General features: G+C 53.9%; 9 protein-coding genes. 5 read left to right on the top strand and 4 right to left on the bottom strand.

Going from position 1 to position 13,387, the window contains the following annotated elements; translation table 11 throughout:
* Positions 1–59: 59 nt before the first annotated feature.
* The 3 genes from rsmC to hemL form a co-directional block, all read right to left on the bottom strand.
* Positions 60–1,082, bottom strand: a complete 1,023-nt coding sequence (gene rsmC, locus ACVB80_RS12335; RefSeq protein ID WP_481081581.1) for a 16S rRNA (guanine(1207)-N(2))-methyltransferase RsmC — start codon at positions 1,080–1,082, stop codon at positions 60–62.
* An 81-nt stretch (positions 1,083–1,163) separates the two neighbouring features.
* Complete coding sequence (locus tag ACVB80_RS12330; RefSeq protein WP_481081580.1) at positions 1,164–2,249, bottom strand: AI-2E family transporter; 1,086 nt, start codon at positions 2,247–2,249, stop codon at positions 1,164–1,166.
* Between the two features lie 234 nt (positions 2,250–2,483).
* A complete protein-coding gene (gene hemL, locus ACVB80_RS12325) occupies positions 2,484–3,776 on the bottom strand; it encodes a glutamate-1-semialdehyde 2,1-aminomutase (protein WP_481081579.1) in 1,293 nt (430 codons plus the stop codon).
* A 381-nt stretch (positions 3,777–4,157) separates the two neighbouring features.
* Between hemL and erpA the strand changes: the two genes are divergently transcribed.
* The 4 genes from erpA (at position 4,158) to ACVB80_RS12305 (ending at position 10,073) form a co-directional block, all read left to right on the top strand.
* Complete coding sequence (erpA, locus tag ACVB80_RS12320; RefSeq protein WP_481081578.1) at positions 4,158–4,499, top strand: iron-sulfur cluster insertion protein ErpA; 342 nt, start codon at positions 4,158–4,160, stop codon at positions 4,497–4,499.
* Positions 4,500–4,695: 196 nt separating this feature from the next.
* Positions 4,696–5,781, top strand: a complete 1,086-nt coding sequence (locus ACVB80_RS12315) for an efflux RND transporter periplasmic adaptor subunit (RefSeq protein WP_481081577.1) — start codon at positions 4,696–4,698, stop codon at positions 5,779–5,781.
* 9 nt (positions 5,782–5,790) lie between these two features.
* A complete protein-coding gene (locus ACVB80_RS12310; protein WP_481081576.1) occupies positions 5,791–8,925 on the top strand; it encodes an efflux RND transporter permease subunit in 3,135 nt (1,044 codons plus the stop codon).
* Positions 8,926–8,999: 74 nt separating this feature from the next.
* The gene (locus ACVB80_RS12305; protein WP_481081575.1) at positions 9,000–10,073 is read left to right on the top strand and encodes a glycosyltransferase family 9 protein; all 1,074 of its coding nucleotides are present in this window, start codon (positions 9,000–9,002) and stop codon (positions 10,071–10,073) included.
* Between the two features lie 96 nt (positions 10,074–10,169).
* Here ACVB80_RS12305 and ACVB80_RS12300 read toward each other — a convergent pair whose 3' ends face one another.
* Positions 10,170–11,459, bottom strand: coding sequence for a peptidoglycan DD-metalloendopeptidase family protein (locus ACVB80_RS12300; RefSeq protein WP_481081574.1), 1,290 nt, complete (start codon positions 11,457–11,459; stop codon positions 10,170–10,172).
* A 131-nt stretch (positions 11,460–11,590) separates the two neighbouring features.
* Here ACVB80_RS12300 and tyrS point away from each other — a divergent pair, with 131 nt between their 5' ends.
* Positions 11,591–12,778, top strand: a complete 1,188-nt coding sequence (gene tyrS / locus ACVB80_RS12295; protein ID WP_481081573.1) for a tyrosine--tRNA ligase — start codon at positions 11,591–11,593, stop codon at positions 12,776–12,778.
* Positions 12,779–13,387 lie beyond the last annotated feature (609 nt).

Here is a 13,387-nt window from a genome sequence, read left to right as displayed (position 1 = left end):
GCGCAGTTTTGGCGGGGGGATGGGTAAAAAACACCCGGCTCAGGGGCCGGGCAGTTGACTTACTTTTTGGCGCGATATATGGCGAACTTGTTGGTTTTCGCCGGGATGTCGCAGTGACCAAACGCTTGCTCTATGATTGGCGGATAACGCAAAAAGCTGTTGGCGACAATGGTCATTTCGCCATCGTGAGCCAGATATTTTGGGGCATCGGCCAGCAGGGTTTCGGTGGCGCTGTAGCTGGTATCCAGACCAGCATGGAACGGAGGATTGCTGATCAGGTAGTTGTACGGACCCCGGATATCAGAGTAAACATCGCTGGCAAAGACTCTGCCTGCCAGGCCGTTTGCTTCCAGGGTGGCCTGGCTTGATGCGACCGCCAGTGCGCTGATGTCACACATCTCAAGCTCAATCCCGGGGAAACGGCTTGCCATATAAGCACCCAGTACGCCGGCGCCACAGCCAAAGTCGAGTACTTTTCCGTTAAGTTCCGGCAGGTTTTCCAGCAAAAGCTGGCTGCCAAGGTCAAATTCGCCGTGGCTGAATACGCCCGGCAGGCTCATGATGGTCAGTTTTTGTCCGGCGGCTTCCAGCGGGTAGCGCTTAAACCAGTCACTGAGATTAAACGGCTCAGGTGTCTCGCTGCACTGGCCCCAGTAGAAGGAGCAGCGGCGGGCAGAGTCGAATTTGGTGACCCGGCCATAAGGTTTAAACATTTTCTCTATGCTCTTGACGCCCGAGCGGTTCTCACCCACCACTACGATTTCACAATCGGTGCCAATTTTTGCCATCAGCATCGCCAGCAGGTACTGGGCTTCTGCTTTGGCTTTTGGCCAGTAGAGCAGCACCATATCTGCATCGCCGGCGTCGATAAGTTCCGCGCCAAAATGACTGGTCACCTGAGTGTAAGGCTGCAGCTGGCGGTGATAGCCATAGTTGGTGGTAAAAACAGATACCGACTGACAGTGTTTTGCCAGTTCAACCGGAAACAGGTCTTCTGCCTCTCCGGCAACAAGGACGTTTTTACCTTCAAAATAGGCCAGCTGGCGCTCGGCGATCTGGCTCGGGGCGGTGTAGTTGGACATAGGGAAACCATACAAAAAAGCGTGGGCGGATTGTCGCACAATCCGCCCACGGCTTAAAAGGCTTTAAGGTTAATTTCCTGCTCAGCTCTGGTCCTGACGGCTGAGGAAGTTCTGGAACTCTTCTTCGTACAGGTTAAACAACACGATGGTGATGGCGAAGATCAGCGGGCCATAGATAAGGCCAATCAGGCCAAACAGCTGAATACCACCCAGCAGGGAGAAGAAGATCATCAGGGTGCTCATACCGGCGCTGCCCTGCATCAGCAGCGGGCGCAGGACGTTGTCAATGGAGCCGACGATCAGAATGCTCCATACCAGCAGGAAGATGCCCCAGCCGGTGGTCCCGGTGATAAACAGCCAGGCGACAGCCGGAACCCAGATCAGCGCGGTGCCGACAACCGGGATAAAGGAGGCAAAAGCCATCATGGTGCCCCAGAACAGTCCCGGGAATCCGGCCAGCCACATACCGAAACCTCCGGCCATGCCCTGAGCAATCGCGGTGAGAAAAGAACCCAGCACGGCGGATTTGGATACCTTTTCAATTTCATTGAGCAGGCGATCTTCCTGGCTGCGGGAAAGTGGCAGGATATGCCGGACGGCGGCGATGATCTTGTCGTGGTCTCTCAGCAGGAAGAAGAGCACAAACAGCATCAGGAAGAAGTTGACCATAAAGCTGGTGGCATCACCAAGAATTTTTGCGCCAACAGCGACCAGCTGGGTGCCGAGGCCGGACAGGAGTTCTGCTGCCTTTTGGGCCAGCTGCTGTGGCTCAATAGCATCAAACGGCAGATATTTGTTGATGAAGTCAAACACCATCAGCACGTAAGGGTGATTGAGCGCCTCATGTATTCCGCCGTTGGTGCCCCACAGGTAGACGTTCTGGGAGACGCTGGCCGCCTGCTGAACAATGGCGGCAAACACCGCTAGCAATGGCATGACAATAATTACCGTCAGAAACAGGCAGGACACCACCGCGGAAGTGTTAGGGTATTTGGGCAACTTCTTTTCTACCCACTCATGAACCGGGAACATCAGCAGAGAGATGATAAAGGCCAGGACAATGGAGTTGATATAAGGCGCAACCAGCAGGAAGCAGGCCCAGGCAGCGGCTAGCAGGGCGGCGATGAGTACCCAGTGGCTGGACGACATTTTCAGTTTATTTGACACAGTCATACCCCGTCAGTGGTGTGGCTTTTGGCCAATAATGGCCAGAAAACCCGGCTTAATCAATGATTAATTACCGCAGGGGGCGGTGCTTAGCGGTGTGTTTGTGAGCGAAAACCAGTGCAGGGAGAGAATGATAAACCGGAAGCCGGTAAACTCTGATGGCTGTCGCAGCTTTTGCCGGATAATAAAAAAGGCTGGCACCAGGCCTGCCTTTGTCAGTGAGTGCGTGCCGGGTCAGGCTTCCTGGGCCAGAATGGCAAAACAGCGGTCAGCTGCATCCAGGGTAGCTTCAATCTCTTTGCTGCCGTGAGCCAGTGAGGTAAAGCTCGCTTCAAACGCAGATGGTGCCAGGTAAACACCGTGGTTCAGCATCAGGTGGAAGAAGCGCTTAAAGCGTTCCAGGTTACATTCGGTCACGTCCTGGTAACAGGTCACGCTCTCTTTGTCAGTAAAGAAGAAACCAAACATGCCGCCTACCTGGTTTACTACCAGCGGGATCTGGTGTTTTTCTGCCAGATGACGGAAGCCGTCTGCCAGCTGGCGGGTCTTGTTGGCCAGGCGTTTTTCGTTGCCTTCTTCTTTCAGCAGGCTCAGGCTGGCGAAACCTGCCGCCATAGCAACTGGGTTACCGGAAAGGGTACCTGCCTGATAAACAGGACCGGTTGGGGCGATGTACTGCATCACATCTTTGCGACCACCAAATGCGCCCACTGGCATACCGCCGCCGATCACTTTACCAAGGGTCGTCAGATCCGGTTTGATGTTGTAGTGCGCCTGCGCGCCGCCCAGGGCTACGCGGAAGCCGGTCATTACTTCGTCAAAAATCAGCAGTGCGCCGTGCTCATCACACAGTTCGCGCAGACCTTCGTGGAAGCCCTCTACCGGAGGAATGCAGTTCATGTTGCCTGCTACCGGCTCAACGATGATACAGGCGATTTCACCCGGGTTGGCTTCAAACAGCTCACGCACTGAATCGAGGTCGTTGAACGTCGCGGTCAGGGTGTGTTTGGCAAAATCAGCCGGAACGCCCGGAGAGCTTGGCTGACCCAGGGTCAGAGCGCCTGAGCCGGCTTTTACCAGCAGGCTGTCAGCATGGCCGTGGTAACAGCCTTCGAATTTCATGATTTTATCGCGGCCGGTAAAGCCACGTGCCAGGCGGATAGCACTCATGGTCGCTTCGGTCCCCGAGCTCACCATGCGCAACTGCTCCATGGATGGGACCAACTCAGATACCAGCTCAGCCATGGCGATTTCTATTTCAGTCGGCGCGCCAAAACTCAGGCCGCGCTGAGCCGCATCGATCACCGCATCGCGGATCACCGCGTGGTTGTGACCCAGGATCATTGGTCCCCATGAGCCCACGTAGTCGATATAGGCTTTGCCATCCGCATCAAAAATAAGCGGCCCGTCCGCACGCTCGATAAACAGCGGCGTGCCACCCACACCATTAAACGCACGAACCGGTGAGTTAACCCCACCCGGAATAGTTTGCTGAGCCTTTTGATACAGATCGGCTGACTTGCTCATGGATTTATCCTCTTAGTTTTATTCCGCAGGCATTGTACTCTTTAACAGGATTTTTGCATCAGCGGGAGTAAAAAAGTGAAGACTCAGGCGCTGGGCCCTTGGCTCTGGGCTCTGGGGGAGATCGCAGGGAGTGCAGAGCGTTTAAAGTGAATGTGTTAGTTGACATGCGTCCAGAGTAATTAAAATATCATGCAGCGCCCAGCGCCCAGCGCCCAGCGCCCAGCGCCCAGCGCCCAGCGCCCAGCGCCCAGCGCCCAGCGCCCAGCGCCCAGCGCCCAGCGCCTGGTTATTAATACTTGAACGCAATACTCAGGTATTAGATAATCCCCGCTATTACAATTAGCCGGGATAACCCGGAATTACAGATTTAGAGAGGTCTTTGTGAGCGAAGTACAAGTTCCCCTGTCGTTTTCGGATGCGGCAGCCTCGCGGGTTAAGGTGCTGATTGCTGAAGAGGAAAACCCGAACCTGAAGCTGCGTGTGTACATTACCGGCGGTGGTTGCAGTGGTTTTCAGTACGGCTTTACTTTTGATGAGAAAGTAAATGAAGGCGATATGGTGATTGAAAACCAGGGCGTGACTCTGGTGGTAGACCCTATGAGCCTGCAGTACCTGATTGGCGGTAAAGTGGATTACACCGAAGGGCTGGAAGGTTCCCGCTTCTTCGTGGATAACCCGAATGCGACCACTACATGTGGTTGTGGCGCTTCTTTCAGCGTCTAAGAAATAAGAAAGACGGAATAAACGGAAACCAACGCTCGGCGGGGTTTCCGTTTTTACTTTATTATGCTTACAAACCAAGTTTGAGCACTGGCGGACAGATTCTTTAAAAGAAGTCCGATACACTTAAACGATACAGAACCAAATTTTACCGGCAGTAGGATGTCGCCGGTCCACACAAATAAGCAAGGATTGTGCTATGCCAGGCATTCGCTTACGCGGTTTCATTTCTCAGCGTCCGTGGCTGATCTCCCTTATTCTGTTTTGCCTGCTGTCCCTGTGGCTGGGCATGGGCATGTTGCGTGCTGAAGAGCCTCCCGCTCAGGAGAAGAAAAAGGACCAGACTGTCCCTCTCGCCAAAGTCGCCTTTGAATCCTTTATAGCGGTGCCAACCTGGCGCAATATTGATCTCTATGGCCGTACCGCCCCGGACCGGGAAGCCCGGCTGGGCGCAGAAATCGCCGGGAAGGTGGTTAAGCTTGAGGTTGAAAAAGGCGATGCGGTAATAAAGGGTCAGCCGATAGCCCAGATTGATAAAGGTGACCTGGAGATCCGGCTTGAAAAGGCCAAAGCGGTGCTGGCGGTCAAAGAGAAAGAGTTTAAGGCGGCCAAATCGCTGAAAAGCCGGGGGCTTCAGGGTGAAGTAGCCTACAGCAGTGCCCAGGCAGCATTGACTGAAGCGCAGGCGATGGTCGAAAACGCCCGTTTGTCTTTACGTAATACTCAAATCCGGGCCCCATTTGATGGCGTGGTGGATAAGCTGTTTGTTGAGGTCGGGGATTTTGTCGGCATGGGTGACCCGGTTGCCAATCTGCTCGACCTGCATTCGCTGGTGATTGAAGCGGATGTCAGCGAGCAGCACGTTCATCAGCTCAAAGACGGTCAGACAGCACAGGTACGGCTGGTGACAGGAGAGGTGCTGGAAGGAAAACTCAGCTATCTGTCGCGTATCTCTTCACCGGCGACCAACACCTTCGATATAGAAATAACCATTCCTAATCCGGGCCAGATGATTTCTGCCGGGATCAGCGCAGAAGTCACCCTGACTCTGGATAAACAACTGGCGGTAAAAGTTACCCCGGCGATGCTGGCGCTTGATGCAGACGGTAACCTGGGGGTTAAAACCCTGACCGGTGAGCGGGTGAAGTTTGTTCCTATCCAGCTGGTGAAAGCTGAGCAGGACGGTGTCTGGCTGACCGGGCTGGGCGAGCAGGTGGACATCATTACTGTCGGCCAGGGCTTTGTCCGGGACGGCGACCAGGTTATCGCGGTTCGTAAACAGTAAGGAGCGGCTATGTTTGGAGTAATTGACGCGGCCCTCTCCAGGGCGCGCACCATGATGACCCTGCTGGTGCTGATCCTGATTGCCGGTGTGGGCACTTATCTGTCGATTCCCAAGGAGTCGAGCCCGGATATCACCATTCCTATTATTTATGTGTCTGTGGGCCACCAGGGGATTTCGCCTGATGATGCCGAGCGTCTGCTGGTTCGTCCGATAGAGCAGGAACTTCGCTCCATTGAAGGGGTGAAAGAGATGACGGCGACCGCCTCTGAAGGTCACGCTTCGGTCACGCTGGAATTTAACGTTGGGGTTGATCTCAACAAGGCGATGGCCGATGTGCGTGAAGCGGTGGACCTCGCCAAACCAAAACTGCCGGCAGACAGTGATGAGCCGACGGTCAATGAAGTCACCCTGGCTTCAGCCCAGCCGGTCCTGTCTGTAGTGCTCTACGGCACCGTTCCTGAGCGCACCATAGTGCAGATCGCCCGGGAGCTGCGTGACAAGCTGGAGAGCTATCGTCAGGTGCTGGAAGTGGACATTGCCGGTGACCGGGAAGATGTGGTTGAGATCATTGTAGACCCGCTTTTGATGGAGAGTTACGGGCTTGATCAGGGTGATATCTATAACCTGATCGCGCTGAACAACAAGGTTGTCGCAGCGGGGTACGTGGATACCGGTTACGGCCGTTTCTCGGTCAAAGTGCCGTCGGTATTTGATTCCCTCAAAGATGTGCTGGAACTGCCGGTAAAAGTGGATGACAAGCAGGTGATCACCTTTGCCGATATCGCTACCGTGCGCCGTGCATTCCGCGATCCGGAGAGCTTTGCCCGCCTGGACGGTGAGTCCGCCGTGGTGCTGGATGTGAAAAAGCGCGCCGGGGAAAACATTATCGAGACGGTGGATCTGGTTAAAACGGTGCTGGAAAAAGCGCAGCAGCGGGAAGACTGGCCAGGTAACCTGATGGTGAAATACACCTGGGATGAGTCCAAAGACGTTAAAATCATGCTTAACGATCTGCAGAATAATATCCTGTCGGCAATTATTCTGGTGGTGATTGTTATCATCGCGATTCTGGGGATGCGGACCGCACTGCTGGTGGGGATCTCGATCCCGGGTTCGTTCCTGACCGGTCTGCTGGTGCTGTCGGTATTTGGTCTTACGATCAATATTATTGTGTTGTTCTCGCTGATCATGGCCGTCGGCATGCTGGTGGACGGGGCCATTGTAGTCACCGAGTTTGCCGACCGGCGAATGCAGGAAGGGACGCCGCGCAAAGAGGCTTATCGCGATGCCGCCAAACGTATGGCCTGGCCGATAACCGCTTCGACCGCAACCACCCTGGCCGCGTTTGCGCCCCTGCTGTTCTGGCCGGATATTACCGGCGAGTTCATGAAATACCTGCCACTGACGCTTATCGCGACCCTGACCGCTTCACTGGTGATGGCGCTGTTGTTTGTGCCTGTGCTTGGTGGCCTGATAGGGCGACCGCAAAACGTAAAACCGGAAGTGCGCGCGGAAATGGTTGCGCTGCATGATGGCGAGTTTGATAAAGCGACCGGTATCACCTGGCTTTATTACCGCACTCTGGCGATAGCGATCCGCCACCCGGTGAAGATACTGCTGAGCGCGATTCTGGTCGCGGTCGGCGTTGGTGTGGGGTATGGCAAAGCAGGGCTTGGTGCCGAGTTTTTCCCGGAAGTGGACCCACCGTTTTTTAACGTTAAGGTTCGCTCGTACGGTGACCTATCGATAGCAGAAAAAGACACCATCATGCGTGAGGTTGAGCAGGTGATGCTGGGCCACGAGGAGTTTGAGAGCGTCTATACCCGCACCGGTGGTAACGATGTGATCGGTCAGATCCAGATCAAGCCGGTTGACTGGCAGTATCGCCGTAAGGTGAAAGTGGTCATCGATGAGCTGAGGGCGCTGACTGACCCGTTCCCGGGAATTGAGATCGAGTATAAGTTCCCGGATGCCGGTCCGCCGGTGGAAAACGATCTGGTGATCGAGCTGTCAGCGAGACTGCCGGGGAACCTGGATGAGGCTGCGAAAATGGTGCGCCACTGGGCGGATAACAATCCGGCCTTTACCAATATCAGTGATGATTCGAGTAAGGAAGGTATCGACTGGCAAATTGATATCCGCCGGGATGATGCTTCCCGCTTTGCCGCCGATGCGACCCTGGTGGGGAACACGGTTCAGTTTGTGACTAATGGTCTTAAGATCGGTGATTATCTGCCCGATGACGCCAGTGAAGAGGTCGATATCCTGGTTCGCTTCCCGGAAGAGAAGCGCGATATTGGCCGCTTTGATCAGCTCAGGGTGAAAACCCCGGCCGGTCTGGTACCGATCACCAACTTTGCCAGCATTACCCCGGACAGAAAGCAGGACACCATCCACCGGGTAGATGGCCACCGGGTACTGAACATCAAAGCGGATATGGCCGAAGGTTATAACCTTGCGCTGGAGCTGCCAAAGATAGCGGCATCGCTTGAAGAGCTCGGCCTGCCATCGGGCGTTGAGTTTAAGTTGCGTGGTCAGAATGAAGAGCAGGAGAACTCGTCAGCCTTCCTTCAGAGTGCATTTATCGTTGCGCTGGCGGTGATGGCGCTTATCCTGATCACCCAGTTCAACAGCTTCTACCAGGCATTGCTTATCCTGTCTGCGGTACTGTTTTCTACTGTGGGCGTGTTTGCCGGACTGCTCATCTTCCAGCGTCCGTTTGGGGTGATCATGTCCGGTATCGGGGTGATCGCACTGGCGGGTATCGTGGTGAACAACAATATCGTACTGATTGATACCTACAATCAGCTTCGCAGACGCGGCCTGGATAAAGAGCATGCCATCCTGCGCACCGGGGTGCAGCGTCTTCGTCCGGTATTGCTGACCACGGTGACCACCATCCTGGGCCTGCTGCCGATGGTACTGGAGATGAACATTGACCTGATTAACCAGAAGATCGAGTTCGGTGCTCCGAGTACCCAGTGGTGGTCTCAGCTGGCGACAGCGGTGTCTGGCGGTCTGGCTTTTGCTACCGGTCTGACCCTGGTTCTGACCCCGTGTCTGCTGATGCTGGGAAGGGAGCCCAAACCGGAACCGGAAGAGCCGCCGGAGGCAGAGAAGCCAGAGCTGCTACCTGAGCAATAAAGTATGTTAGAATCGGGCGCTTATTCAGAACATGAATAAGCGCTTTTTTTGTTTGTTAAGGATTTACCCCCGCTATGACACTACGCAATGCTCTACGCCGTTTTGACAGTTACCGCCGTGACAAGATGGGCAATTCGGAATCCCTGCTGTATAAACTGCTGGGAAACACCCGCAGCTTTGAAGAGAAGCTGCTTTCGCCAGAGCAGGTCAAAAGGGTGATGGTGATCCGTAACAACAAACGCATTGGCAATATGTACTTTATGCTGCCATTCCTGCGTGAAGTGCGCCGCCAGTACCCGAACGCACAGATTGACCTGTTGCTCAACGAACCCTGGCAGGGACAGGTATTTGCGGAGATGGGCTTTACCAATATCTCGTACTCACACTTTTCGTTTAAGGGGCTGGGTAAATGGCTGAGCTGTATGTCAGCGCTGAAAAAAGAGCGCTATGACCTGGTGCTGGTACCATATTCTTCGGTAGGCGATTCGATGATGTGCGCCATGCTGGATGCCCGTAACAAGGTCGCCGAATACAATCCACGCCGTCAGTTAGCTGCACCTCACTCAAATCCGCCGGTGAACCGTAAGATTCACGCTGCGCTGGAGAGCCTGGATGTTCTGACGGCAATGGGACTGACGCTGGATGAGCAGTATGACCACACCATGGAGTTCAGTGATACGGAGCTGGAGCAGGGTGGAAAAGTAGCAGCAGAGTTGAAAGGCGATCATCAGGGTATTACCCTAGCGTATTTCCGTGGTGCACGCGGTGAGAAGCTGCTCGACGAAGCTACCTGGACCACCATTCTGGATAAACTCGAGCAGGGCAGCGACAAGCCGGTACAGTGGGTTGAAATCCTGAGCCCGGATATCACCGCACCTCTGGTTTCCGGCCGCAAAACCTTCCAGTCCAAAGATATGCGTCACCTGGCAGCAGTGCTGAAACAGATGGATGCCTTCATCTGTTGCGACACCGGCCCGCTCCACCTGGCAGACGCCGCTGGCGCCAGCTGTATCGGCATCTTCACCCACACCAATACCATCCGCTACGGCCTGCTGGGCCAGAACTGCGTGGATGTGGATGGGCTTGATTCGCTGGATGGGGAAGAGATTTTCACCCGATTGGGACTGACAACGCCGAAAGCTGAGTAATAGCCAGATAAAAAAGAGGCAAGCAGGTAATGCTTGCCTCTTTTGTTTGTCAGGGGCACAGTTTCGAACCTCGAACCTCGAACCTCGAACCGCTTTTTACCCCACCGGCATTAACAACTGCTGATATTTCTCCAGCTGAGCCAGTTTCATCTGAGCTTCCCCGATAAAGGTCTGCTTAGCATTGCCTTTCAGTGACTTGGACTGAGGCAGTTTTACCGTGCGCGGGTTTTTGTGCACGCCGTTGACCAGGAACTCGTAGTGCAGGTGAGGGCCGGTTACCCGGCCGGTGCCGCCAAGTGTTCCGACGGTCTGCCCCTGTTTTACCCGCTGGCCGGTTTTCACTGAGCGGCGCTTCATGTGCAGATACTTGGTAATGTAGGTGTTGCTGTGGCGGATAAACACATAGTTTCCGTTAAAGCGGTTATAACCGGCTTTTTCCACGATACCGTCACCAGCTGCCCAGATAGGGGTGCCAACAGGCGCTACATAATCGGTACCACGGTGTGCTTTTACCCTGCCGGTAACCGGATGCAGACGGCGGGGGTTGAAGTTGGAGCTCACGTAGCGGAAGTTGATCGGTGAGCGCAGGAACGCTTTCTTCATCGCCCGGCCGTTCTCGTCGTAATAGTTACCGCTCTTGCTGTCGCGAATGGCCTTAAAGGTGTCACCCTGGTTGGTGAAGACCGCTGCGATGATGTTGCCGCGCCCCATTTTTTCGCCTTCAACCAGCTTTTCTTCATACAGCACCTGAAAGCTGTCACCGCCACGAATATCCAGGGCAAAATCGATATCCCAGCCAAAAATACCAGCAAGCTCCATGATCTGGTTGGCGGTCAGGCCGGCGCTGACACCGGCGTTCCAGAAACTGGAGGTGATTTTGGCTTCTGCGTAGTTGTACTGAATATCAACTTTCTTTTTATCCAGCTTTGAGCTGAATCCTTTGTCGGTTTTGGTTATCTGGAAGGTTTCGTAGTCGTTGATGATGCGGTTGAGCTGAACCAGCTGATTGTCTTCATCGAAACCAAACATGAGTTTGTTGCCTGGGCGGAGCCGGGAAAGCTGGTCATTGATGGCTTTTTCACTGCTTATAAGGTTGTGCAGCAGGCGGGCAGAGAGGCCGATTCGGTTAAACAGCACAGCTGCGCTTTCGCCGGAACGAACGGTATGAGACTCCCAGCGAATCATGGTGGTCGGGACAATGGTCTCTCCCGGGCTGAGTGCTTCAGTGTCCAGTGTCAGCGGGTAGAGTTTGCCGACTTCCAGAATGGTCTGGTGCTGCCTGAGTTGTTTTGCATCGGGAAGGAAAAACACCGCGATAATCACGATGGCGGAGAAGAAGCCGATCCACAGCTTATGTATCAGGGGAAGACGAGCAAATTTAGACATCTGAATCCATCATGCCTGGCAGTACAATAAAAATAAGCAATAACTGAGTCTAACTGGTTTCAAAACCGAGCGCTATTCTAGTACACTGCCCTGATATGATTTTTTTGCCAATTCTGTGGGAGTGAACAAAAATGGCGAGTTTTGAAGCGGCACTGGCGGAGATTAAGCGCGGTGTAGAAGAGCTTATTCCGGAAGAAGAGCTGATTGCAAAGTTAAAAGAAGATCGTCCGCTGCGTATTAAACTGGGTGCGGATCCGACTGCGCCAGATATTCACTTGGGCCACACGGTTATTTTCAATAAGCTGCGTCAGTTCCAGGACCTGGGGCACGAAGTGACTTTCCTTATCGGTGACTTCACCGCGATGGTGGGTGACCCATCGGGCAAGAACAAGACCCGTCCACCGCTGAGCCGTGAAGACGTTCTGCGTAACGCGGAAACCTACAAAGAGCAGGTATTCAAAATCCTGGACCCGGCTAAGACCAAAATTCAGTTCAACTCTGAGTGGCTGTCTGAGCTTGGCGCTGAAGGCATGATCCGTCTGGCTGCGAACCAGACTGTTGCACGTATGCTTGAGCGTGATGACTTCAAAAAGCGTTACGCAGGTGGCCAGCCTATCGCTATCCACGAGTTCATGTACCCGCTGCTGCAGGGTTACGATTCAGTAGCTATGGATACCGACGTTGAGCTGGGTGGTACTGACCAGAAGTTCAACCTGCTGATGGGCCGCGAGCTGCAAAAAGCGCATGGTCAGAAGCAGCAGGCTGTTATCATGATGCCACTGCTGGTGGGCCTGGACGGCGAGAAGAAGATGTCCAAGTCTGCGGGTAACTACATCGGTATCAGCGAAGCACCAGGCGAGATGTTTGGTAAGCTGATGTCTATCTCTGATGATCTGATGTGGAAATACTACGAGCTGCTGTCATTCCGTCCTCTGCCAGAAATCGAGCAGTTTAAAGCGGACGTTGCGGCGGGTAAAAACCCACGTGACATTAAGATCCTGCTGGCGAAAGAGATCATCGCCCGCTTCCACAGCGAAGCAGATGCTGATGCAGCGGAGCAGGAGTTCATCAACCGCTTCCAGAAAGGCGCAATGCCTGAGGAGATGCCGGAATTCGAATTTGAAGCGGGTATCGCAATCGCTAACCTGCTGAAAGAAGCCGGTCTGGTTGGTTCTACTTCAGACGCAATGCGTATGATCCGCCAGGGCGCAGCGAAAATTGACGGCGCTAAAGTGGAAGATACCAAACTGACTCCTGAAGCAGGCACTGCGGTTTACCAGGTAGGTAAGCGCAAGTTTGCGCGGGTTACAGTTAAGTAAATCTGGCGTGTGCTGAGATTTTGATGAAAGGCTTCCGGTTGGGGGCCTTTTTGTTTTTTGGGCCTAGGTCCTAGGGCTTGCTGTAACTATTGTGAATAAGAGTATGTTTTGGATTGACGGTACGGCAGGTATGACGTCGTTCTGCGTGCAGAACCCAGAACCCAGAACCCAGAACCCAGAACCCAGAACCCAGAACCCAGAACCCAGAACCCAGAACCCAGAACCCAGAACCCATTTTCCCTTTGCCTCTTCCGCATCCCGCCTATATAATACCCGCGCTGCAAAGTGCAGCTACTTTTGGAGTTAAACATGAACAATACCGACCATCCCCCAAGTAGTAAGGGAGAAAAATAAACCGCTTCGGTATTGGCGACTCCGCCCTGCCTGAGCGGCAGGGATAACTTTTCAAATTTTCCCCTCGTATTTTTCTCCTGTTTATTGCTTTAAGGGCGCTACGCTTCCGGTACTAGGTACTAGGTACTAGGTACTAGGTACTAGGTACTAGGTACTAGGTACTAGGTACTAGGTACTAGGTACTAGGTACTAGGCACCAGGCTTTAGTACCGGTAAACCTGCTTGCAGGACCCAGGACCCAGGACCCAGGACCCA

The organism is Vibrio sp. 9-16B-A1, assembly GCF_056726165.1.
The sequence above is the reverse complement of the archived record's forward strand: the minus strand, read 5'-3'. Positions and strand labels throughout refer to the sequence as shown.